The organism is Sphingomonas pollutisoli (assembly GCF_029167165.1).
In the GTDB taxonomy this organism is placed as follows: Bacteria; Pseudomonadota; Alphaproteobacteria; order Sphingomonadales; family Sphingomonadaceae; genus Sphingomonas; species Sphingomonas pollutisoli.
This window is the reverse complement of record NZ_JARFNJ010000013.1, coordinates 1-22,546: the sequence shown is the minus strand read 5'-3', so window position 1 is coordinate 22,546 and position 22,546 is coordinate 1. Positions and strand designations below refer to the sequence as shown.

At 63.4% G+C, this 22,546-nt stretch carries 27 protein-coding genes and 1 pseudogene; 10 read left to right on the top strand and 18 right to left on the bottom strand.

Features of this window, described 5'->3' with window-relative positions:
- Nucleotides 1–56 precede the first annotated feature (56 nt).
- Both PX554_RS21635 and PX554_RS21630 read right to left on the bottom strand, forming a co-directional pair.
- Nucleotides 57–521 (bottom strand): hypothetical protein, encoded by a 465-nt coding sequence (locus PX554_RS21635; protein WP_275504539.1) that lies wholly within the window; start codon nt 519–521, stop codon nt 57–59.
- The gene (locus PX554_RS21630) at nt 499–1,944 is read right to left on the bottom strand and encodes a site-specific integrase (RefSeq protein WP_275504538.1); all 1,446 of its coding nucleotides are present in this window, start codon (nt 1,942–1,944) and stop codon (nt 499–501) included. Before PX554_RS21630 ends, PX554_RS21635 begins: the two co-directional genes overlap by 23 nt.
- Between PX554_RS21630 and PX554_RS21625 the strand changes: the two genes are divergently transcribed.
- Complete coding sequence (locus tag PX554_RS21625; RefSeq protein WP_275504537.1) at nt 1,915–2,292, top strand: hypothetical protein; 378 nt, start codon at nt 1,915–1,917, stop codon at nt 2,290–2,292. The two genes, PX554_RS21630 and PX554_RS21625, sit on opposite strands and share 30 nt — an antisense overlap.
- A 19-nt stretch (nt 2,293–2,311) precedes the next feature.
- On the opposite strand, the gene PX554_RS21620 is transcribed toward PX554_RS21625, so the two are convergent.
- The 12 genes from PX554_RS21620 to PX554_RS21565 form a co-directional block, all read right to left on the bottom strand.
- Complete coding sequence (locus tag PX554_RS21620; protein WP_275504536.1) at nt 2,312–4,090, bottom strand: site-specific integrase; 1,779 nt, start codon at nt 4,088–4,090, stop codon at nt 2,312–2,314.
- A 34-nt stretch (nt 4,091–4,124) separates the two neighbouring features.
- A complete protein-coding gene (locus tag PX554_RS21615; protein WP_275504535.1) occupies nt 4,125–5,267 on the bottom strand; it encodes a tyrosine-type recombinase/integrase in 1,143 nt (380 codons plus the stop codon).
- Nucleotides 5,268–5,684: 417 nt separating this feature from the next.
- Nucleotides 5,685–6,551: an MBL fold metallo-hydrolase gene (locus PX554_RS21610; protein WP_338061618.1), complete on the bottom strand. Its 867-nt coding sequence runs from the start codon at nt 6,549–6,551 to the stop codon at nt 5,685–5,687.
- Between the two features lie 44 nt (nt 6,552–6,595).
- Complete coding sequence (locus PX554_RS21605) at nt 6,596–7,162, bottom strand: DsbA family protein (RefSeq protein ID WP_275504533.1); 567 nt, start codon at nt 7,160–7,162, stop codon at nt 6,596–6,598.
- Nucleotides 7,163–7,239: 77 nt separating this feature from the next.
- Nucleotides 7,240–7,869: a DsbA family protein gene (locus PX554_RS21600; RefSeq protein WP_275504532.1), complete on the bottom strand. Its 630-nt coding sequence runs from the start codon at nt 7,867–7,869 to the stop codon at nt 7,240–7,242.
- Entirely contained in the window at nt 7,866–8,675 is an 810-nt protein-coding gene (locus PX554_RS21595; RefSeq protein ID WP_275504531.1) for a TlpA disulfide reductase family protein, read from the bottom strand. Before PX554_RS21595 ends, PX554_RS21600 begins: the two co-directional genes overlap by 4 nt.
- Complete coding sequence (locus PX554_RS21590; RefSeq protein WP_008830452.1) at nt 8,675–9,457, bottom strand: sulfite exporter TauE/SafE family protein; 783 nt, start codon at nt 9,455–9,457, stop codon at nt 8,675–8,677. Before PX554_RS21590 ends, PX554_RS21595 begins: the two co-directional genes overlap by 1 nt.
- Nucleotides 9,454–10,686, bottom strand: a complete 1,233-nt coding sequence (locus tag PX554_RS21585) for an NAD(P)/FAD-dependent oxidoreductase (protein ID WP_275504530.1) — start codon at nt 10,684–10,686, stop codon at nt 9,454–9,456. Before PX554_RS21585 ends, PX554_RS21590 begins: the two co-directional genes overlap by 4 nt.
- Nucleotides 10,683–11,117 carry a protein tyrosine phosphatase family protein gene (locus PX554_RS21580; RefSeq protein WP_275504529.1) on the bottom strand — a complete coding sequence of 145 codons (435 nt, stop codon included), beginning with the start codon at nt 11,115–11,117 and terminating at the stop codon, nt 10,683–10,685. The genes PX554_RS21585 and PX554_RS21580 overlap by 4 nt, the downstream gene beginning before the upstream one ends.
- Nucleotides 11,118–11,135: 18 nt before the next feature.
- Entirely contained in the window at nt 11,136–11,561 is a 426-nt protein-coding gene (locus tag PX554_RS21575; protein WP_008830449.1) for a DUF6691 family protein, read from the bottom strand.
- The gene (locus PX554_RS21570; RefSeq protein WP_275504528.1) at nt 11,561–11,998 is read right to left on the bottom strand and encodes a YeeE/YedE family protein; all 438 of its coding nucleotides are present in this window, start codon (nt 11,996–11,998) and stop codon (nt 11,561–11,563) included. The genes PX554_RS21575 and PX554_RS21570 overlap by 1 nt, the downstream gene beginning before the upstream one ends.
- Nucleotides 11,998–12,915, bottom strand: coding sequence for an MBL fold metallo-hydrolase (locus PX554_RS21565; protein WP_275504527.1), 918 nt, complete (start codon nt 12,913–12,915; stop codon nt 11,998–12,000). Before PX554_RS21565 ends, PX554_RS21570 begins: the two co-directional genes overlap by 1 nt.
- Nucleotides 12,916–13,000: 85 nt before the next feature.
- On the opposite strand from PX554_RS21565, the gene PX554_RS21560 reads away from it, so the two are divergent.
- From PX554_RS21560 to PX554_RS21550, 3 genes are read left to right on the top strand one after another with little or no spacing between them, the layout of a single operon-like run.
- The gene (locus tag PX554_RS21560; RefSeq protein WP_275504526.1) at nt 13,001–13,624 is read left to right on the top strand and encodes a peroxiredoxin; all 624 of its coding nucleotides are present in this window, start codon (nt 13,001–13,003) and stop codon (nt 13,622–13,624) included.
- The gene (locus PX554_RS21555) at nt 13,621–14,031 is read left to right on the top strand and encodes an ArsR/SmtB family transcription factor (RefSeq protein WP_454887961.1); all 411 of its coding nucleotides are present in this window, start codon (nt 13,621–13,623) and stop codon (nt 14,029–14,031) included. Before PX554_RS21560 ends, PX554_RS21555 begins: the two co-directional genes overlap by 4 nt.
- 27 nt (nt 14,032–14,058) lie before the next feature.
- Nucleotides 14,059–14,604, top strand: coding sequence for a DsrE family protein (locus PX554_RS21550; RefSeq protein WP_476712853.1), 546 nt, complete (start codon nt 14,059–14,061; stop codon nt 14,602–14,604).
- Between the two features lie 227 nt (nt 14,605–14,831).
- On the opposite strand, the gene PX554_RS21545 is transcribed toward PX554_RS21550, so the two are convergent.
- Nucleotides 14,832–15,311: an acyl-ACP desaturase gene (locus tag PX554_RS21545; RefSeq protein WP_051693705.1), complete on the bottom strand. Its 480-nt coding sequence runs from the start codon at nt 15,309–15,311 to the stop codon at nt 14,832–14,834.
- A gap of 193 nt (nt 15,312–15,504) precedes the next feature.
- Here PX554_RS21545 and PX554_RS21540 point away from each other — a divergent pair, with 193 nt between their 5' ends.
- The 6 genes from PX554_RS21540 (at nt 15,505) to PX554_RS21515 (ending at nt 20,259) form a co-directional block, all read left to right on the top strand.
- Entirely contained in the window at nt 15,505–15,786 is a 282-nt protein-coding gene (locus PX554_RS21540; protein ID WP_066707254.1) for a PepSY domain-containing protein, read from the top strand.
- 2 nt (nt 15,787–15,788) lie between these two features.
- A complete protein-coding gene (locus tag PX554_RS21535) occupies nt 15,789–16,391 on the top strand; it encodes a cytochrome b/b6 domain-containing protein (protein ID WP_066707281.1) in 603 nt (200 codons plus the stop codon).
- On the top strand, nt 16,372–17,058 hold the full coding sequence (locus PX554_RS21530; RefSeq protein ID WP_066707257.1) for a response regulator: 687 nt from the start codon (nt 16,372–16,374) through the stop codon (nt 17,056–17,058). Before PX554_RS21535 ends, PX554_RS21530 begins: the two co-directional genes overlap by 20 nt.
- Nucleotide 17,059: 1 nt before the next feature.
- On the top strand, nt 17,060–18,379 hold the full coding sequence (locus PX554_RS21525; RefSeq protein ID WP_211250653.1) for a sensor histidine kinase: 1,320 nt from the start codon (nt 17,060–17,062) through the stop codon (nt 18,377–18,379).
- A gap of 173 nt (nt 18,380–18,552) precedes the next feature.
- A complete protein-coding gene (locus tag PX554_RS21520; RefSeq protein ID WP_066707260.1) occupies nt 18,553–19,263 on the top strand; it encodes a VIT1/CCC1 transporter family protein in 711 nt (236 codons plus the stop codon).
- Nucleotides 19,264–19,614: 351 nt separating this feature from the next.
- Nucleotides 19,615–20,259, top strand: coding sequence for a recombinase family protein (locus tag PX554_RS21515; RefSeq protein WP_037477107.1), 645 nt, complete (start codon nt 19,615–19,617; stop codon nt 20,257–20,259).
- A gap of 23 nt (nt 20,260–20,282) precedes the next feature.
- On the opposite strand, the gene PX554_RS21510 is transcribed toward PX554_RS21515, so the two are convergent.
- The 3 genes and pseudogenes from PX554_RS21510 to PX554_RS21500 form a co-directional block, all read right to left on the bottom strand.
- Nucleotides 20,283–21,152, bottom strand: a complete 870-nt coding sequence (locus tag PX554_RS21510; RefSeq protein WP_275504524.1) for a transposase — start codon at nt 21,150–21,152, stop codon at nt 20,283–20,285.
- Between the two features lie 30 nt (nt 21,153–21,182).
- Nucleotides 21,183–21,716: a transposase gene (locus PX554_RS21505; RefSeq protein WP_275504523.1), complete on the bottom strand. Its 534-nt coding sequence runs from the start codon at nt 21,714–21,716 to the stop codon at nt 21,183–21,185.
- Nucleotides 21,717–22,150: 434 nt separating this feature from the next.
- Nucleotides 22,151–22,546: pseudogene (locus PX554_RS21500) on the bottom strand (hypothetical protein); the annotation flags it as partial.

The following is a 22,546-nucleotide window of genomic DNA, read 5'->3' as shown; positions in this document are numbered from 1 at the left end:
CCCACCACTCTCAATCCCCCTCCCCTTCCAAGACGCCCGATTAGGGCGGGACCGGCTCAGACAGTGGAGGGATCGTGCGGTTCAGCGCTGGTGCGGATTGGGACGGGTCGGCGTAGCCGATCGAGTTCCTGCACGAGTTGCGCGTTGCGTCGTTCGAGCCGTTCCGCGCGCTGCTCGGCTTCGACGGCGCGCTTCAGCAGGCTGGCGTTATGTGTCGCGAGTGCGACGTTGCGGGCTTCCGCATCGAGAAGAGCCGTGCGTGTGCGATCCGTTTGGCCTGCGATCCGTTCTGGGTCTTTTGCACGCTGCGCCTGAAGTCCGCGCAGAGTGGCAAGAACGCCGGCATGGTGGGTATAGATGATATTGCGGCCGACCCTAGCAGCTCGTGCGAGCGCGGCTACCGTCGGCGCAGTGGATGGGTCATTGGCGAAGGCGCCAAGAGCTTCGCGCAGACGAGCATCGGTCTTCGCCCAGCGACGGGCTTGCGGAGTGGATACGTCAGGTTCGGACGCCATCGGCATTTCCTTCGTCGAGCTGGTCGAGGATGCAACGCGATTCCTGGATGCGGGCTTCGGCAAGCGCGCGGCTCTCGGCGTCGAGATCATCCCGCTCGGTCAGCATGGTGTTACGTTCGAGGCGCGCTTCCCAGACGTGTCTATGCCGGTCGGTCACGGCGAAGTTGGCGCAGGTCCGGCAAGTGCTTTGGGTGCGAAGGACCGGGTTCGGCTCGCACTCGCCGCCAAGGCAAGCGGAGGTTTCGCGGCGGTACAGGCAGTAGCCCCAGTCGCAGACGCCAAGGCGCATATCCGTTTCGGCCAGGATCTCGGTGATATAGCCATCGACGTCGCCCGATCGCGTTCGCCCGCGGAACGGTGATCGTTCGGAGAGCACGATGCCCGCCTTGCCGGCAACATGCGGAGCCAGGAGCAGGTCTTCAAGCGCCTTGCGGGTTTCTCCCGCAGTGTGGTCGTCGATCAGCTCGGCAAGCTCGAAGTCGGTGCCGACATAGGCTCGGTCGGTCATCGCGCGGTGAACGTGGCCGAGGTGGTGTTGCAACGCCGTTAGGCCGGTACGATCACGCCGACCGATGAATCGCGAGAACGTCTTGCGCCCCTGATAAGTGGTCAGGTGCCAGGTGCCCCCTTGGTAGTCCGGCAAGGTGAGGAATGGCGCAAACCGCTCGTTCAAGCGAATGTTGACCATGGGTGGCCGCAGCCGCGCAATGGGCATCGACGTCGGCAGTGGCGATCGCCCCCTGCCGAGTTGGTGAAGCCAAAGATCCTTCTCGCCGCTGAGTTCGCGAAGCGGAGCTGAGAGACGTTCGAGGATGTGAATCGCCCGCTGAACCGGCTCAGGTGCGAGCCATCGGTGGACATGGCCGTGCTCCGTCAGGGACGTCTTCGTGATCGTGCCGACAAGATAGACGTGCTCCTCTCCGTTGTCGTCGGCCGCGTGGCGTTCGAGGCAGCCCTCTTCGAGCCTCAGGATCTCTGAAGCTCGCGCGCCAACAAGGTAGGCGATGACGACGAAACAGGCATCGCCAAGCCGGTCAAGCATGAACGCCAGGCGGCGCAGCGGCCATTCGGGATGTGCATACCCAATGGCGCAGGGGCACGATTCGTCCAGCATGGCACGTCTGATATGCCAGTGCAGGCTCCGACCCTGGTGGTGCGGTCGGAGGCGTGCGTAGAGATCTTCGAGATGGTCGCGCAATGCGAGTATCTGGTCCGCCGTTTCGCCGAGCAGCTCGATAGCCGCGCTGACCAGCGGTACGGCGATCTCGTCGGGGGTGTGAGGATGGCTGCCATGTGGTTTCCAGTGGCGCTTCCCGACTGAAGCGGCGCGGGGTGGCGGCGCAGGCGGTGCGTCTTCCAGCTTTTCGCGCTGCATGTGGAAGGTGCGGATCGTGCCCAAATGGCCTTCGGCGGTGCTGAGCGAAAGCAACGCTCCGCTCCTGCCGCGACGAGCGCGGAGCATCGCTACGAACCGATCAACTGTGTCTTCATCAAGATCCTTGAAGCGTGGGACATTCTCGACCGCCATCCATCGAACGAGGAAGCGGATGTGACTAAAGTGGCCTCGGATTGTGTTCTTTCGAAGTGGCATCCGGCCTTCAGGTGGATCGTGCAGCAGCGAGAGCAGGAACAGTTCCGCCGCGCGCCGAAGCCGCGTCCACTGATCGTCGCTGAACCGGCGTCCATCCGGCATTTCGAAGTGCCAGTTAAACGTCATCGTGGCGGACACGCCTTCGTTTCCAACCGATGGCGGCAGGATCTGGACAAGCGAAGATGACGGGACGGAGGCCATAATGCTATTCCAGATCCGGCAGCGGCGGCAGAACGGGAATGAGCCGTTCCGCGTCCGGCATCATCTCGGGCGGGAATGCCGAAAGTAGGTCTTGCGTCAACACCTGAAGACTTGGCGCGTAGAAGAGCCCGAACCGGATTGGATCGATACGCTCGCGCGCTGATTCAAGATGCCGGATGGTCTGGACAATCCGTGCGAGATGATCTGGGTTGATCGGGACAATCAAGCCTGGACAGTTTAGGCAGCCACCCAGTTTCGGGCACACGAGGCCGGGGCGCGCGTGCCCACTGTCGGTCGGACGAAGACAGTCGTGGCCAAACAGCACCGTCACCGGCGCACCGGTACTTGGCTCTTTATCTTTTGGGCGATCCAAGCCTGACTCGCCGCGCACCCATGCGATCATCAGCGACTGGAGCCGTGCGATCGTATCGCGTTCGAGGCGGCGAACGGCCTCGCCGTCGACGTAGATGTCTGTGGTAGCAACACTAACATGGTTGAGGACCGCCTTGGCCGCCATGATATCGCCCTGAGACGCAGTATAGTGGGCGCTCGCCATGCTGCTGCGGAACAGCTTAGGCGAGAAGTCGGGAAGCAACGGTCGGCGTTTGTCGGGATGAGCTTCGTTCCAGGAGGCGATGGCGGCGTTCTGGCGCTCGTAGAACCGCAACATTGCCCATCGCAACGTGGCCTGCGCGATCTGGCCGGCGTTATGCTCGCGTTCGTTGCGGCCGGTCGTCATGAGGAAGCGGTGCACGAACAGCCGGTCGCGCTGAGACGGCCCCACATGCGGCAGGAGGGGCGCCGTCAGCGCAAGAAGCTTCTCTATTAGACGAGGCGCTGCATAGGGGCGGCGATTGTCGAATGAGCGCCGCTGCATGCGCTTCACCTTACCGCCGGCGCGGGGTTTGGTCCATTCGACCATGACGCGATGCCGTTCGAGCGGATGGGCTACAAGGCAGTCCCGCTTGATCTGACGCAGTGGCCCGGCATTGGCCGCCGTCTGAATCAGCAGCGCGATGTAGAACGCCGTTAGAGCATCGGTCGTGATATGCAGATAGCCCTCGATCGACGCGATCCGGTGTGCTTTCGGCAGTCCCTTCGGATTGAAGCCTAGGCGCCGCATACCAATGCCGCCCGGAGACAGACCATCATTGGCCCGGTGAAGCCGCCATATCCATCGGTCCAATCCTTCTCCGCGCCACGAAGGTCGTGGCGGCAACTCGGGCAGGGCTATGACGGCTTGGCCATACTGGAACTTGTCCCAAGCCGCATCGATTGCCGCATAGCAGGCAGCCAGCACCGACCGCATCTGGGCGGGCGTTAACCGCTTCTGTGGCAGTCGCTGGCTGCCAGCGAGCGGGATGGCATTGTTCGGCACCGAGAGGTTGGGTGCGAACAGGCCCGGATTGTCCGCGATCGCGCGATTTAGGATCGGTCTGACCATACCGAGCTGGCCCGCTTGCGACTTTACGCCGCGCCTGCGTCCATTGGCGGGCTTCGCCAGCCACGTGATGAATCGGCGGATCGTTGCCGTATCGAGGTCGGCCGCGCACCCGACCTGCGCGTCTTCACCCAGGAACCCCCCGAACACGCGCAGCGCGAACCAGCGAGAAGTACGGGTGGCGGCGCTGGATGCCACGTCATGATCGCGGAAGGCTTGGGCGATAGCTGCGCTGATGTCGTCCGGCATTCCGAACAGCGCTGGATCGAAGCGCTGGACGATCTCGCCCCATTCGTCGCGGAACTGGACGTCCGCGACATCCGCCGGATGGTCTGCCGGCACTGGATCGAGCCGCAGCGTCCGATCGAGGCGGCTCCTAGCCATCGGCGGGGATCAGCTCGCCATAGAGATAGGCAAGGCTCTCGCTTAGGTCGCGCTCGTGGAGCTCGACGCAGCGCAAATAGATCGCCGTGGTCGCGATCGAGGCGTGGCCGAGCAGCACCTGCACGACCTTGAGCGGGTTTAGATCGGGATTAGTGCGGACCTGCACCTGAAGGCGGGCGAGCATTGCCATTGCAAAGGTATGGCGCAGCCAGTGCAACGTGCCGTGAAGCCCTGAGGCCGCGAACGCTTCCGCGAACTGCGCCGTTAGGAGCGTGCGAGTCATGGCACGGCCATGTTGGTTCAGCAGGAGATTGGATGGTGCGCGGTAGCCCCGGTTGGCACGGCGAGCGCGGCGAACGATCCGGGCACGATCCTCGCCGATATACCAATGGGTATGATCCAGCAGCCGAAGCGGCGGATAAACCGTCCTTGGCCGGTCGCCTTTGGTGATATGCAGCGGCACGCCGACCAGCGGGTCGCTGGCGAGGCCGAGCGGCCAGCTATCGGGGATCTGGTCCACGGCGAGCGCGCAAAGCTCTTTGCGGCGCAGGCCCGCTCCGAGCGCCCATTGCGCAGCAAGGCGCGCTGTGGGCCTGAGATGCGCAAACAGCCCGGCCAGCTCGGCGGCGCGCAGTGGCCGCGGCAGCCTTTCGGGCCGCGAGACGATTAGTGCGTTAACCTGGCGCCGCTGCAATCCGGGACGATAGGCACCCTCGAGCATCAGCGTCATCTTCTCAGTCAATCGGAACGGGCAATGGTCGATCAGTCCCCGAGCGAGCGCCCAACCGTAGAAGCGGCAGACAGTGGAGACGCGCGCGTTGATCGTGGTCCGGGCATAAGGTCGCCCGGTATGCGTGCTAGGTTGTTCCAGCATCCGGTTGCGATAGGCGGCGATCACACGCTCGTCCGCCTCGCGCCATTCGATCCCAGATTGCTCGAGCGCGTCGAACCAGTCGTGTAGATGCTCACCGTAAGTCCGCGCGGTTTCCGATGCCTGCGCGCGCCCACTGAGTTCGGCATGCTCTATGAGCCAGACGAAGGCCGGCTCGATGATTGCCATTTCCGCGTCGAACAGGATTGGGAAGCCGCCAGGAATGTCCGGCTCACCCGCCAAAGCCCGAATGATCGATACCATATTGTTGGATCCCCTTGCGCTGGGGTGACGGCGAACAATACCGCCATTTGGGCGCTAGCCGGCAAAGAGTTCGGCGGATCGGTCGCCGTTCGGGTCGTATCGCTGCTACGCAGGCCATTCCACCCAACTTATCGATGGAGGTAGCAAACGAGCAGACCCACTACGGTGCAGGCTCCGTAACTGGCCGGCGACAGGTTCGACCAAAATATGCCGTTTAGCCATGTCGCCGGGAACGTCCGGATCTGCCAGAAGCCGCCGTCCAATGACGGATTTTCCAGCGCCCGAGGAATGGCCGACATTGGGGACATTCCTGCCAGTCAGCTTTCAGGATTGGAATGGTCGAAAGCCGCCGGTACGTGGTGTCACAACCGTTCGGTTCTGACACTTGAAACAGCAGCTGCCCTAGCGCGGACTGAGCTATGAAGCACCAGGTCCAAACCGGTTCAGAGGCACCTTGAGAAACGCCGTCCCACACTTGTCCGCATCCGGCAGCCGGCCGCCACGTATATTCACCTGAAGCGCGGCGAGCATCAGGTCGGGTAGTGGGAGCGATGCGTCGCGTTTCTCGCGGGTCGCGACGAACTCGGCTTCGTCGATGCCATCGTGAACATGGATGTTGTCGCGACGCTGATCGGCGACGGTCGAGCGACCAAGTACATCCCTGCCATCCTTGCCATAGTCATGCCCAACATAGGTTGCGGTTTCGGGTGGCAGATCGAGGATGGCGCGGATCGAGCACCACAGCGAATGAGCATCACCACCCGGGAAGTCCGCTCGGCTTGTGCCACTATCGGGAACCATCAGCGTATCGTGAACGAACGCGGCGTCACCGACGACATAAGTGATTGAGGCAAGCGTATGGCCCGGGGACAGCATGGCCTGAGCGTCTAGTGTACCGATCTGGAAACGCTCGCCATCGGCAAACAACCGGTCCCACTGGCTGCCGTCGACGGCGAGATCGGGCAGGCAGTAGATGTCCCGCCACAGCTTCTGCACTTCCACGACCTTGTTGCCGATCGCGGTTTTGCCACCGGTCTTGCCGGCGAGGTACGGAACGGCTGAAAAATGATCGGCGTGTGGGTGGGTGTCGAGCACCCATTCGATGGTCAGCCCCCTCTCGCGCACATAGTCGAGGATAAGATCGGCGTTGCGGGTCGCGGTCGCACCAGCGCGCGGGTCAAAATCCAGGACTGGATCGATGATCGCGGCCGTCTTAGTAGTGTCGTCGACGACAACATATTGGAAGCTACCAGTGCGTTCGTCATGGAGCGACGCAACGGTCATACCATCGTGCTTATACTCTATCATGTTTTCGTCCTCTCGCTCCGTTAGCTTTCTGCCCGCGCCCGCGCGAACAACCGTTCGAAATCAGCCGCTTCGATCGCGCCCATCACCAGCATGCGTCCGGCAAGAAAGCCCGGGGTGCCGGCCAAGCCGATCGAGTAGGCCTCTTGGCCGTTCGCACGCAGTCGCGCTGCGACGGCCTGTGCATGCGAAGCAAGCCAAGTCGTCGCGCGCAGCCAGTCCCCGTCAGTGCCGGTGACGACGTCTCGCAGCATGTCGTCGTCGATCATACGACTATCGGTCATCAGTCGGCGATGAACGGCCGGGTAGATGCCCTGTTCGGCGCATCCGAGCGCAACGCTCGCGGCACGTTCAGACGGTGGACCAAAGATCGGCCAGTCCTTGTAGATGACCCGAACCTTGCCATCGCGTTCCACCGCCTCCTCCAAAGCGTGAAAGGCATGACGGCAGGCCGGGCAGCGGTAATCGGTGAAAACGGCAAGCCGCAACGTCGCGTCGGCAGGACCGTGCTCAGGCGAACTGCCTCCTGTCAGGATCAGGTCGGCGGTCGGACCAACGTCACGCCCAATCGGGGCGGTGCGCCGCAGCACCTGTCCGACCGCCCAGCCCCCCACGACTACAGCGCCGAGCCCGACCGCCTGCCTCCGACTGAGTGGCCCCGGCACGCTCAACGCCCTCCGGGCTTGCTGCGCGCCGTGGCGACGAGGCGGCGGAGCGCCGGCAGATCGACCGCGCCGGCCACGACCTGCGAGCCGACGATCAGCGCCGGCGTCCCATTGAACCCGATCGCTTCGGCAATCGCATTGGTGCGTGCGAGCAGCGCATCGATTTCCGCGCCACGCGTCTTCAGGTCACGTTGCAGACGCGGCCAATCCACCTTGGCTTTCACAGCAGCTGCCCTGATACCGGCGCTGTCGAGCCGCGCCGGTGAGGCAAGCAGCGCTCCATGGAAGGCGGCATGCCTGCCCTGCCACTGGCTCGCCACGGCCGCCCGGGACGCCTCACGGGAGGCGGGTCCGAATATTGGCCAATCCCGATACACGATCCGGACCTTCGGGTCGGAGCGAAGCAGCGCGTTCAGCACCGGCTCCATGCGACGGCAATAGGGGCAGTTGTAGTCGAAGAACTCGACAACGGTGACGTCATAGGCGGTGCCGGCCCGCTTGGGGGCTATGGGATCGTCGACGACTGCCTTGCGCGACAAATCAGGCTGCTGCTGCCCGACCGCAGGTGTCATCGGCACGGCGAAAGCAAGCGCGGCTAGAACGCCGCGAAAGAGAAGGTTGCGGCGGTTCATCGGTGTTTCCTTGCCTTATCAATTCCATCGGCGAGCGCGGCGCGCGACAACTCTCCGAGCTGGAGCTGCACGATCGTTCCATTCGCGGCGACGAAGGCGGTTGCGGGGTAGCCGGCGACTTCAAAGGCTCGGGAAAGCCTACGGTCGGGATCAAGCGCGACGTTGCCGGCACCGATGCCTTCGCGGGTAAGGAACTGGGTAACGGTCGCCGGCGCCTCACCCTGATCGGCGAGCAGAATCGGAACCTCTCCACGGCGCGACGCAGCAGCATCGAGCATTGGCAGCTCGCGCCGGCATGGGCCGCACCATGTCGCCCACAGATTGACCACGAAGGGACAACCCCGGAAACGATCAAGCGGGAGCGGAGCGCCGGATGGCGTCGTTAGGGCGAGATGATAGGGAAAGGGGCCGTAGGTCACGGGCGGGATCAGCGCCTGAAGCGTGAACCAGAGGCCGCCAGCTACGGCAAGCGCTGCCCAGCCTATCGCCAGAGCGCGCGTTCGGCCGAGCCGGAACGCCAGCGTTACCGCAGCGCCGGCGAGGCCGGCGACGGCCGAGAAGCCTCCCTGCCATATAGCTAGGATGGAAAGTGGAGCATCGGCGTAGCTCGCCCAATGCGTCGCGACATAGCCGATCCGGGCCGTCACCAGCCCGACGACAATAGCACTGGTCGCGACCATCGACACTCGCGGGAAGCGGAACCGTCCCGCCAGCGCCGTCAAACCGAGGAACACGGCGACGCACAGAACCGCCAATCCGCGATCGACCGCCATCATCAGCGGCCCGATGGCAATAGCGCTGCCCATCACAGAAACGCGCCTGCGCTCTTCCAGAGCATATAGGCTGCGACCACGAATATCAGCATTGCGAAAACCGTGGTGAGCGTACTGCCCGTGCCCAGACGCTTAGCGATCCGCGTGCCGATCAACCCGCCGATAACTCCACCGCCGATGAAGGCGAAGGCGAGCGGCCAATCCACAAGCCCGGAGAACGCGTAGTTGGCAGCGGTCGTTAGCCCGAACGCGGTGACGGCGATCAGCGACGTGCCGACGGCGTTGAGGATCGGCATGCCCGTCGATCCAATCAGTCCGGGAACGATCAGGAAGCCACCACCGATGCCAAAGAAGCCTGAAAACAGTCCGGTGCCGAGGCCATAACCCAGCACCTTGGGCGCCTTCTCCCGGTTGCATTCTGCACCGGGATTACCAGCGTCACCCCGCCCGCGCAGCATCACAACGCCGACGACGATCATGACGAGCGCGAACAGAAAGAGGAGCTTGCCGCCATCGACGGCCTTGCCCGCGGTGGATCCGAGTAGCGCACCGATGACGCCGGCAGTCGCATACATGCCGCCGCACCGCCATTTGACGGTATGTGCCTTGGCATGACCGATCAGACCGGTCGCGGCATTGGCCGCCACGGCAAACGCGCTCGTACCAATGGCGAGGTGCGCGTCGGGAACGCGCACCAGATACACCATGAGCGGCACGGCGAGGATCGAGCCACCGCCACCAACGAGCCCGAGGGTGAATCCGACCAGGCTGCCGGACAAGGCGCCAAGCAGATACTGGATTGGTTCGAGGATCATGCCGCCTTGCCGATCTCGTGTGGAGCGGCCATCCACTCGCGGCCTTTCAGCATGCCCTGCCAGTAGATCGGTGGCAGCATCCGCTCTTTCAGGAACCAGGCGGCGCGGGTCGGGCGCGTTCCGTCCAACAGCCATGACGGGAAGCTGGGCAGCAGCTTTCCGCCATAGCCGAACTCGGCGAGGACGATCTTACCGCGTTCGACCGTGAGCGGGCATGAGCCGTAACCATTATAGTCGGCAACGGGGGGTCTGCCGTCGAGCGCGGCCAGCGCGTTGACCGCGACCACGGGCGCCTGGACGCGAGCAGCAGCGGCGGTCTTGGCATTGCTGGTGCCAGCGGCATCGCCAAGGCCAAAGATGTTTTCAAATCGCTTGTGCCGCAGCGTAGTCTCGTCGACCTCGACGAAGCCGCTCGCAGCCGCAAGCGGGCTATTTGCGACGACCGCATGTGACACCTGAGGTGGCACGACATGGAGCATATCGAACTCACGTTCGATCCGCTCGGAGACGCCGTCCTGCTTGCGCTCGAACGTGGCGACACGACGATCGGCGTCGACTGCGACCAGGTTGGACTCAAGCCTGAGATCGATGCCGTACTTCTCGACATATTCCATCAGCGCCGGGACGTAGGTCGGGACCCCGAACAGGGCTGCGCCGGCATTATGGAACTCGACGTCGATAGCCGGGAGAACGCCGCTATCCCGCCAGATGTCGCAGGAGAGATACATTGCTTTCTGCGGTGCGCCGGCGCACTTGATCGGCATGGGTGGCTGCGAGAACAGCGCCCGCCCCTGCCGCAATTCCTTGACGAGCTGGTAGGTGTAGGGTGCCAGATCGTAGCGATAGTTGGAGGTGACGCCGTTGCGGCCGAGAGCCTCAGGCAGCCCTTCGATCTTCTCCCACGCCAGGCGGAGCCCGGGCGCGACGACCAGAACGCGATAGGTCAATATGTCACCGTCTTCGAGCTCGACCGTGTTACGGTCGGGGTCGATGGCAACGGCGGGCAACCGTACCCACTTAACGCCCTTTGGCATTACGTCGGATTCGGCCTTGCGCGTCTGTTCGGGAGTGAAGACGCCGGCCCCCACCATCGTCCAGCCGGGCTGGTAATAATGGTCGGTCGCCGGATCGACGACCGCGATCGTCACTTTGGCGTTGCGCTTCAGAATGCTGGAAGCGGTCGCGATGCCGGCGGCACCGCCCCCGATGATGACGATGTCGTAGGTCATTGATCAGCCCTTTCGGAACGGCGCTTCAGCGCAGGCGTGAGATCAGCAAGGTCGTACCCGGCTGCCTTTGCTCGGTCGACGATCGTCGCCGGGGCGGCACGATCGGCCTCGGCCAACGCCCACAAGGTCGCCGCGCGCGTCCCGCTACGGCAGAAGCCGAGCGTCGGCTGTGGCAGCGTGGCTAGCGCCTCCTTCATGCGATCCGCATCGGCGTCAGTCGCCTTGCCCGGTACGATAGGGACATGGGCAAACGCGAGACCGTGGTCGCCTGCCATTCGGGCCATTTCTTCCGCGCTTGGCTGGCCCGCCTCCTCGCCGTCCGGGCGGCTTGAGATGATCGAGCGATATCCTGCCTTCGCGGCAGCGGCGAGGTCGTCTTGCGTCAGCTGGGGGGCGGCAGAGAAGGACGAGGTGATCTGCTTGAAAGCCATGTGATGTCTCCTGTCTGATCAGGCCGAACGGCGGGAAGTGAATGCAAAGCGGTGGACGGCAACGCCGAGGGCCATTGCAGCGATGAAGACCAGTGCCGGCAGAGGCTGGATCGCCAGTGCGGCAATGGCGGGACCTGGGCACAATCCGACGATGCCCCAGCCTATGCCGAACAAGGCCGCACCGCCGATCAGGCGCCGGTCGATCGGCGAGGTGGCGGGCGTGTGGAATTGTTCGGCCGCGATTGGGGTCGAGCGGCGCCGCACGACGAACCAGGCTATCGCCATCGGCAGGATCGCGCCTGCCATGACAAACGCCAAGGTCGGGTCCCACGCGCCGGTGACATCGAGGAACGCCCGCACCCGCGCCGGATCGATCATTCCGGAGATGGCAAGGCCGGCGCCGAACAGCGTCCCGCTAGCGAGTGAAATGAGGTTCTGGCGCATCACAGTATCACCCCGGACAGACGCATGATCGTGACCGTGACGACGCCGGTCGCCATGAACGTGACGGTCGCGGCGATGGATCGGGGCGACAGGCGGGACAGGCCGCATACGCCGTGACCACTGGTGCACCCGGACCCGAGCCGTGTTCCGATACCGACGATCAGACCGGCGACGGCGATCAGCGAAAGCGATGTCGGAAAGCTGGCCTTCACGCCTAAGCTGGCTGCAACAATACCCGCGCCCAAAGGCAGACCCGCGGTGAAGAACAGCGCGATTGCCCATGGTGGACCTCCAGCGGAAAGACCTAAAACCCTCGCGAACATGCCGCTGACTCCGGCGATGCGACCGTTTCCGAGCAGCATGATCGCCGCGGCGACACCGATCATCAGCCCGCCGATGAAGCCTTCGAGCGGCATGGCATGGGGAAAGCCCGGCATCACAGCGCATCCAGCGGAATCTTGAGGTAGCGGGTGCCGTTGGCTTCCGGCTCCGGCAGATGACCACCGCGCATGTTCACCTGGATCGAGGGCAGGATGAGCTTGGGCATCGACAAGGTGGCGTCGCGACTGGTCCGCATCGCGACGAAGTCGTCTTCGCTGACCCCTTCGTGGACATGCACGTTGCCGACACGCTGTGCGCCTACAGTCGTCTCCCAGACATATTGGTCGCGCCCCACCGCCTTGTAGTCGTGGCAAAGGAACAGGCGCGTCTCGTCCGGCAGCTGCATGAGCCGGCGGATCGAGCGGAATAGCTGGCGTGCGTCGCCACCAGGGAAGTCTGCCCGCGCGGTGCCGTAATCGGGCATGAAGAGCGTATCGCCGGTGAAGACCGCGTCGCCAATGACATAGGCCATATCCGCTGGCGTATGGCCGGGCACATGCAGCGCAATGGCGTCGATGTTGCCGATGGCGAAACGGTCGCCGTCCTCGAACAGCCGGTCGAACTCCGAGCCATCGCGCTCGAAATCCGTGCCGGCGTTAAAGATTTTGCCGAATACGTTCTGGACCCGGATGATCTCACGACCGATCGCGAGCTGCCCGCCAAGCGCCTGCTGAAGATAGGGTGCCGCGGACAGGTGATCGGCATGTGCATGGGTTTCCAACAGCCAATCGACCGTCAGTCCCTGATCCCGCACGTAAGCGATCACTGCGTCCGCCGACGCAGTTTTGGTCCGGCCCGCCGCGGCGTCAAAATCGAGGACGCTGTCGACGATCGCAGCCTTTTTCGTCGCCGCGTCCCAAACGACGTAGGTCGCTGTGTTGGTAGGCTCATCAAAGAAGGACTGAACGACCGGCGATCCGGCCGTTTTTGCGCGTCTGATCTGGGCGTTGGCTTCGCTCAAAACCGGGTCCATGACCATCTCCGTTTAATCAATCTCACGTTTTATGTAGTTGTGTAAGCGTATTGCGTCAACGGGGTGTTCGTGCCATTTGGGAGGAATGGAAATGATGGATGCAAACATGCCGCGCTCGCTGCGCATCGGGGATGCAGCCCCGAACTTCACCGCCCGCACCACGCAAGGCGAGATTGCGCTCGATCAGTATCGCGGGCGCTGGGTTGTGTTTTTCTCGCACCCTGCCGACTTCACGCCGGTTTGCACCAGCGAGTTTGTGGCCTTGGCTAAGGCCGCCCCTCAATTCGAAGAGCTGGACTGCGTATTGTTGGGACTGTCGGTCGACAGCCTCTACTCTCATGTCGCCTGGCTTCGCGCGATCCACGACGTTTTTGGTGTCGAGGTGCCGTTTCCGGTGATCGAGGATCCCTCGATGGCGGTTGGGTATGCTTACGGCATGCTCGACGAGCAGGCTGGCGACGCCTCAACCGTGCGTGCGACCTACTTCATTGATCCCGAAGGCATTATCCGCGCACTCAGCTGGTATCCGATGAATGTCGGGCGCTCGATCGACGAGATGCTTCGCACGGTCAGGGCGTTGCAGCGTTCGGCCGATGGCGAGGCTTATACGCCCGCTGACTGGCAGCCGGGCGACGACGTGCTCCTGCCTCCCGCTTTGCCGGGGAACGCAGGCGCCGACTGGTTTCACCAGACGAAGGCTGACCGGTGATGGCGATCTACCAGTCCCGCGCGCTTGCCGACGTTGCAGTCGAGAAGCTGCGCGTGTTCGCGCAGCCGCAGCGCCTTATGATCCTGTCCTATCTGCTGGGTGGCGAACGTCAGGTGGCGGACATCGAGGCGGCCACGGGCGTGACCCAACCAGCGCTCAGTCAGCAGCTTGCCGAGTTGCGGCGCGCCGATCTGGTGAAGACCAGGCGTGAGGCGAAGCAGGTTCACTACCGTCTTGCCGACGATGCAGCCGCACTGTGTGTGCGAACCCTGGAGGCGATGTTCGGAGCCGACGATCTGTCGGCTCCCCAAACGGCCCCGGCCCCCCGCCCAGTGCGACCGCGTGAGGCGCGGTCCGTGGTTCGACCGCAAAACATCGGTGCGGCCGTTTTTGCGAGAGTTGGCTGATCATTTCGGCTGAAGAAGGAAAAGCGGATGCGTATGCCAATCATTGCTCTTGCAGGATGCTTGTCACTCATGAGCAGCGTCAGTGCTTCAGCCGGCGTGCCTAGGCAGGCGGTGATACCGGGGTATGGCGCGATCACACCCGTCGAAGGTGCTGCGGAACGGCCCGATCGCAAGTTGCGCTATCGCGTGCTGTTCAATGTGACCAAGGCCGCGGCAACGCCGGATAAAATCAATCCATCGCTGGAGAAGGTCGCCCGCTTTTTGAACCTGCTGGGCAACGATGGCGTTCGTCCAGAACAAGGCGATGTCGTCGTGATCGTCCACGGTCCGGCGACGCCCATCGTTACCGAAGATCGCGCCTATGCGACAAAGACGGGAGTAGCTGCGAACCCCAACCTTGCCTTAATTGAGGTGTTGAAAAAGGCGGGTGTATCCGTTCGGGTATGCAGCCAGGCTCTTGTTGGAAACGGGATTGACCCCGCTACGGTAGGGAAAAGTGTCGAAACCGACGTGTCTGCGCTGACAACAATGGCGACGTTGCAGCTGCGTGGTTGGGTGCTGATCCCAGACTGATCGCGCCGACACGTTTCCTGTTTCATCATTCCAGTCCGTAACGCTGCTGGTGTCATAACCGGTCGTGGCTGTTGAAAATCTCGCGTTCGAATTGATGTTGCGCGATTAGGGCACTGAGCGCTCTTTCAGGCCCCATTCGGCGGGCGTGTGTTAAAAACCTATCGAACGATCCCGATTTGATGCGCCGGCCCGCCGGGGGGATGGCCGGGCCGGCGCCTGCAGCTGGCTTAGCGACGGGGGAGCTTTGCCAGGGCAGCCTTGTAAGCCGCGTAATGCGTGCCTTCGTCGACCGCGATCTGGCGGAACATCTGCGCCACCTTCTTGTCGCCGGCCGCTTCCGCCTCCTTGGCGAAATTCACGTACATCGTGACATTCTCGTAGTGCTCGCCCTTCATGGCATCTTCGAGGTTCACATTGTTGCTGCTGCCGAGCCGCAGCGCCTGCGCTTCGCGATCGAAGTGCTCGTTGGCCTCGACGTTGGCCGATGCGCGGAAGAGCTTGGCGAGTTCGGGCTTTCCCGCCGCCTGCGCCTGGTCGGCGTACCGCAGATACTTCAGGTTGGCATAAGCCTCCCCGTGCATCGCGGCTTCGAGGTTCGCCCGCGTGCTGGCGGCTAGCGGGCGGGTCGGCGCCGACGGCGCGGCGGTCACGCTGACGGCGAAAATGGTCGCGGCACCGGCGGCAGCGACGATCAGGGACTTCATCATGGTCGATACTCCATTGCCGCCGGAAGTGCGGCTGCCCCGCTATCGACCCCGGTCCTGACGACGACCTGACAGGTCCGCGGCAACCGCATTCTCGAGCCGTCGGAAAAACTCGCTGTGCCGTCAGGTTTCGGTCAGGCGGTGCTGCGATCTCCCGGTCATCGAGGCTATCCCGCCTCTGACAGGAGCTCGTTCGATGATCCGATTTGCCCCCTTGAAGGTCGCAGCCTTTCTCGCCGCCGTCGCAGCTGCGCCGATGGCGATGGCGTCGCCCGTCTGCACCAAGGCGCCTCAGGCCAAATGGATGACGCCGGCACAAATGAAAGGCCGCGTCGCCAAGATGGGCTATCGCGACGTCAAGGTCTTTCAGGTGTCCGGCAGCTGCTACGAAATCTACGCCCACACCAAGGACGGCAAGCGCGCCGAGGTCTATTTCAACCCGGTGAACGGCGCGGTCGTTCAGAACAACGTCGACTGACGATGAGCCACGTCGCTCCAGCGGCTCCTTCCCGAGACCCTGCTCGCAACCGCGGCAGGGTCAAGGTCTGGGACCCGATCGTCCGCATCTTTCACTGGACCGTGGTAGGAGGTGTGATCGCCAACCTGACGTTCCTTCGGCATGAGGAGCCGCCGCATATCTATGTCGGCTACGTTGTCGTCACGGCGCTGGCGATCCGGCTGATCTGGGGTGTTATCGGCCGGCGTTACGCGCAATTCGCCAGCTTCGTGCCAGGCCCGTTCGTGTTGCTGCGCTATTTTCGCGCGATGGCTGCCCGGCGCGAGCCGCGCTACATCGGGCACAACCCGGCCGGAGGCGCAATGATCGTCGTCCTCCTTGTCCTGCTGGCGACGGTGGGGACCAGCGGATGGATGATGGGGCTCGACCAATTCTGGGGTGTGGGCTGGGTCGAGACGTTGCACGAAACCGCCGCCAATGTTCTGATCGGCGCGGTAGCCCTGCATGTCATCGGTGCGATCGTCGAGAGCGTGCGGCACCGGGAAAACCTGCCGCTGGCGATGGTCACTGGCTACAAACGTGCACCAACGGGGACCGACATCGACCATGCGCCTGCTGCTGATTGAAGACAACGCCCGGCTCGGCAGCCTGGTTCGGGACGGCCTGATCCCGCAGGGTTTCGCGGTCGATTGGGTCGAGACCGTCGAGGACGCCGAGCTGGCGATGAAGGTGGCGACATATGACCTGCTACTGGTCGACCTTGGCTTACCCGATGGAGACGGCTTGGACATCGTCCGCCGTTCCCGCCGGGACAAGAATGCGACGCCGATCCTTGTCCTGACCGCGCGAGGTGGCCTCGACGATCGCGTCACCGGACTCGACGCGGGCGCTGACGACTATCTGGTGAAGCCGTTCCAGATTCCCGAGCTCGCGGCGCGGTGTCGTGCCCTGCTGCGACGACCCGGGGCGTCGCTCGGCACCCAGCTCGCCGCGGGCAACGTCGTGCTCGATTGTGCCTCACGGTCGGCCGACGTGGGCGGCGTCGCGATCGACGCGACGCCGCGTGAAATCAACCTGCTCGAAGTTCTGCTCCGCCGCGCCGGACACGTCGTCGCCAAGCCGGCGCTTGAGAATACGCTATATGCGATGGACGCCGAGGTAACGCCCAATGCGTTGGAAGCGGCAGTATCGCGGCTGCGCAAGCGCCTGACCGCCGCCGGGGCGGACGTGCAGGTCCGCACCGTGCACGGCGTCGGCTATGCGCTGTTCGCGCCAAGCGTATCTGGTGAATAGGATGGACGCGGTTCGGCCAAGGCGACGGCCCCCTACGCTGTTCCGACAGATTGCGGCGCGTCTGGCGGCGTTCACGCTGCTGTTCGCAGCACTCGACGTCGGGATCGTCGTGTTCACCTACAGTCGCCAGCCCGAATCGCTCGCGCAGGAATTGCTGACGCTTGAAGCGACGAAGGCTCAGGCAGGCGGCGTGCTGTCGCCCGACCTGCTAACCGGACCGCCGGGGGCCGAATCCTGGTCCGCGCGCTATGTCGAACCGGGATCACCCGAACTCCGGCGGGTAGGGGAAACCGGGATCGACGGCGCGTCAACCCTGGTCGACTGGACGCGGCGCGAACAGACTCCTCGCGGCTATCGGATATCGGGCGTTCGCGCGATCGATCGCGGCGAGGAGCGGCGATGGCTGGCGATGCAGTTCGAGGGCGACGGCATCCGCCCCTATGTGCCGGTGATCGTGAACGAGATCATTCAGCACGTGATGCTGCCGCTGATCCCGTTGTCGCTGTTGCTGTTGCTGTTCAACGTCTTCGCCGTCCGCCGGGTGCTCCAACCGCTCCGCCATGCCGAGCGCGAAGTGGACGCGCTGGAACCCGACAACACCCTGCTTCGCCTTTCGGAGCCGAGTGAGCCGCGAGAGGTCAACACGCTCGTCAGTGCCGTCAATCGGGCGCTCGGTCGGCTCGATGCAGCGATGGCGACTCTGCGGGAGTTCACTGCCAACGCCGCACATGAGCTGCGCACACCGTTGTCGATCATGCAGCTATCGCTCGATCGGCTCCCCGCAGGCAAGCAACGGGACGAACTGCAGGCCGATGCGCGGCACCTGACCCGTCTCGTCGAACAGATGCTCGATCTCGCCCAAGCCGACGCGCTGGCCCTCGATGGCCACGTTGCCATCGATATCGCCGACATCGGCCGGGACGTCGTGGCCGCGATGGCGCCAAAGGTGTTCGCGGCGCAGCGTGATCTACGTTTCGAGAGCTTCGGCGACACCGCGGCGATCGGGCACCCGGAAGCGATCTTCCGCATCTATCGCAACCTGATCGACAATGCGCTGTCACACGCGCCCGGCGTCACGCCCATCGACGTAAGCGCGGGACCCGGTCCACAGCTGACGGTCCGTGACTACGGGCCGGGGATTGCAGAGGTCGATCTTCCGCACGTGTTTGACCGCTTCTGGCGCAAGGATCGCCGCAGCTCTACCGGAGCGGGCCTAGGCCTTGGCATCGTGCAACGGTTGACCGAAGCGCATGGTGGAACGGTCAGCGTCGAAAACGCGACAGGCGGGGGTGCTTCGTTTCGCGTCCGACTCGAGGTCTAGCCTTGAAATTACGGGAGCCATCGCTTTCGTCAGCTGTTCGTCAGGCCCGTGCCGCAACGCACCTGGCGTAGCTACATCGCTCCATCATCCCTGCACTGCTGTCCGGAGCCAAATACAATCCAATTCCCGCCCACTCGGCGGCTCACCGAGTTCGACATACTTTAGGATAGCCAATGACGACCGACGCCATCGATCACGCGCCAGGAGAACATCATCTCGTCCACCGTACAGGCTGGCTTCGCGCAGCGGTGCTCGGTGCCAACGACGGAATCATTTCTGTTTCAAGCCTGATCGTCGGTGTCGCAGCCGCGCCAGGCTCGACTGCGAGCACAGTCCTTGTTGCGGGGGTAGCAGCATTGGTCGGGGGTGCACTGGCGATGGCGGCGGGCGAATATGTTTCGGTCAGTTCGCAGGCGGATACCGAGAACGCTGACCTTGCGCGGGAATCGGCCGAGTTGGAACGTTCGCCCGTGACCGAAACGCGGGAACTGGCCGCAATCTATGAAGGGCGTGGCGTCGAGCCGTCGCTAGCGATTCAGGTGGCCGAACAGATGATGGCACATGACGCTCTGGGAGCGCATCGCCGTGATGAGCTTGGCCTTGCTGACGACGGCGCATCGCAGCCGATGCAGGCCGCGGTATCCTCGGCCTTGGCATTTGCCGCCGGCGCGATCCTACCCGTGATCGCTGCATTAGCACCGCATAGCGCTGTGCTTTATGCGGTACCAGCAACGGCATTGGTGCTGCTTGGCGTGCTGGGTGCGCTTGGAGCGAAGGCGGGCGGCGCCCCGATCGGGCGCGCCATGATCCGGGTGGTTTTACTGGGTGTCCTTGCGATGGGGATGACGGCCCTTATTGGGGCTTTCACCGGGACGGTGGTTTAAAAGCTTTTCGTTGCCCGCGGCGATGCGACACTAGTCCGCACCGCTACGTCCCGAAAACGAGTAAGCAAACGCATCGCCACCCACGCCTATGGTCAGCCCCCCCTTTCGCAAAGCTGATCGTATCCGGCACCACGCTAATTTGTTGCCGAAGTTTCCCGAAGCCTCCACCGTAACTGTCTTTGGCCGTGAAGCGACGGGGCACTCACAGCGCACACCAACCGCCAGAAAAACGACCGGTTTTCTGGCGGTAGCGGTTTTTGCCTCATCGAAGCTTCCTAGCGGTCGGAATACCCGTTGCGGAAACCACCGGCACATTGCAGGGTGTTAGATATCTTTTCTGGCGGGGTGATGATGCTCATCGGATATGTGAGGGTATCCAAGGCTGACGGATCGCAGACGCTGTCACCGCAGCGCGACGCGCTGCTATCCGCCGGCGTCGATGCCTCACGCATTTATGAGGATCTCGCGTCGGGTCGTCATGATGCGCGTCCTGGCCTGACTGCCTGTCTCAAGGCGTTGCAGCCCGGCAATACACTGGTGCTCTGGAAACTGGATCGCCTCGGACGTGACCTGAGGCATTTGGTCATCACCGCCGAGGCGCTGCGTGAGCGCGGCATCGGGTTGAAGGTACTGACTGGCGCCGGCGCGCAGATTGACACCACCACCGCCAACGGCCGCCTGGCTTTCGGCATCTTTGCCGCCTTCGCCGAGTTCGAGCGCGAGCTTATCGCCGAGCGCACACAGGCCGGCCTTGCTGCGGCACGCGCGCGGGGGCGCATGGGAGGGCGGCCCCGCAAGATGGACAAGGCAACGCTGGCGATGGCGATGGCCGCCATGTCCGATCGTAACGCGATCGCAGCTGATGTCGCGCGCCGTCTCGGGATGACGACGACGACACTCTATATGTACGTGAACGGTGACGGCACGCCCAAGGCGCCGGGCCAGGCACTGCTTGACGGTGTGCCGTACCGCAAAGAACGACTGCGCGCCGCGTGATGAAGCACGCCGCGCTTCAGCGATCAGGCATATTGCCGAGCGGGCGAGACGATCACGTCATGTTCGATCGACCGGGCCGAGATGGCGGCCGGGGTGAGGGCTGCGGGAACGCAGACACCTCTGCGCGGCTTGCCGATCAGCCGACGTGGTCGCGCCAGTATCATCAGGTTCATTACCGCCGCGCCGATCAGGAACTCTTCTTCCGCTCCGCGGATGCCGCGCAGGTGAAGCCGCCTCATGCCATGCTTGCCCTTGGCGTCGGCGAAGAACCGTTCGACCCCGCGCCGCAACCGCATAGACCGCTTGTAGAGCCCGGTTTCCACTTCGGCTCTGGCAAGATCGCGAACGTCTTCATCGTCCAGTCGAACCAGGGTACGACGCCGCGACGTCGTGCATTTCTTCCGAAGCACGCACGCCTCGCAATCCCGAACATCCGCCGCGTAACGGTGTACGCCGGTGGGAGGATGGAAGGCATGGTGCCGGAGCGTCTTGCCGGTCGGGCAGGTAAAGCTGTCGGTGCCACGATCATAGCTGAAGGCCGTTCGCGGCAGCTTGCCCTTGGTCTGCTGCGTCCGGTCGATCACGGGGATGTGTGGGGTTGCGCCGTGATCCCGCACGAAGCCGAGGAAGTTCGCGCTGCCATAGGCTTTATCGGCCGCGACCCGCTTGGGGCGATAATCAAACCGATCGGCCGACCGCTCGAGCATGACGCGCCCCGCATCAACTTCCTCCGCGAAGCGAGCTGGTGTCGCCTCGACATCGAGCGCGACGCCACTCGGGGTGTCGACCAGCGCATTCAAGGCGTAGCCGAACCGGCCACGCACCGTTCGCGCCGACCAGGCCGCGGCAGGGTCCGTTCGAGAGATGCCTTGGCAGCTTTTCGACCGCGCCATTTCAAAGACGGCATCTCCTGTGTCGTGCACCTACTCCCTAACCGCGCGCGACGCGTTGGCGACATACGGCAGGTAGCCGGGAACGGTCTTGCGCTGCCAGCTCGCATCAGCCGCTATGAACGACGCATCGATCGCGGCGTCTTTTCCGCCAATCAGTCCTTCTCTGATGCAGCGTCTCACCGTGCTCTCGAACAGGATCCGGAACACGTTGGCATCGCGGAAGCGACCATGGCGGTTCTTGCTGAACGTGGAGTGGTGCGGAACCTTGTCTCCCGGCGCGAGACGGCAGAACCAGCGATAGGCCAGATTGTAGCGCAGCTCCTCACACAGCCGCCGTTCGGACGCGATCGCGAAGATGCGGCCGATCAGCGTCATGCGGATGAGGAGTTCGGGATCGATCGATGGTCTTCCCCGTGCGCTGTAATGACCGGCCAGTGCCTGTCTCAACTCGCCGATGTCGAGCCATCGATCGACGCGACGCAGCAGGTGGTCTGTGGGCAACATGGCTTCTACGGTGCGGAAGGACGCCCCTTCCCGCTTACTGCGACAGGCTGGTCCCATCATAGCGACGCTCCTTTCGATAGGGGTGAAACGAAGGAGCAACCCGGCATGTCCGGCATTTTTCAACAGGCCCGGTCGGTTTTGACGCCGCAGACGGGACCACGGTTTTCCGGGCATTTGCGTGTGTCAGAACCCCGGTTCAGAATGTCAGCTTCCAAGACCGGCAACTTGCCTCTGATACGTCTGTCTTTGGGTCGCTAACCGACCGGCAGGTCATGCGCCGGAAGCCGCCATATGACTGAGCCGCAAGGAAGGGCAGATTTGTCCCAAAGTTGGCCACGTGCCAGGCATTCGCTGCGCCAGTTAGTCGTCGCCGCCACAGCCAATCCTATCGCTTGGCCCTTGTTCGATGTCGGGCGCTCACCTCACAGATCCCAATCAGAGATCGTAGCGCTGGAGTGAAGGAAGGACAGGCCGGGCGCCACCAGCTTTTTGGATTAGCGTGTCGCCCGGCCTGTCCTTCCTTCACGAGCTAACGGGACACCGGCTGAACCCAGACCTAAGCTGCAACTCGACCCGCCGAGCGACTTGCTCGGCAGCGTGGCATTGGTCAGGCACATCTCGAGGATGCCGTAATAGGGCGGCCAGTGCTTGAATCGCTTCGGGACATAGCTGACCAGCTCGAAACGGATACCGCGGTCGCGCATCCAGGGCCGGATCACGTCGAGATATTCGTAGGTCGCCGGTTTCTCGACCGAGGTATCGGCGGTCAGCACGAGGTCAGGCGCTTCGCCGCGCGCGTGCTTCTCGATCAGCAGCTCTGAGCGGAACCGATTAGCGCCCTTTGCGGAAGCAGTTATACTGAACCGGCAATTCGAGTCGTTCCCGCAAGG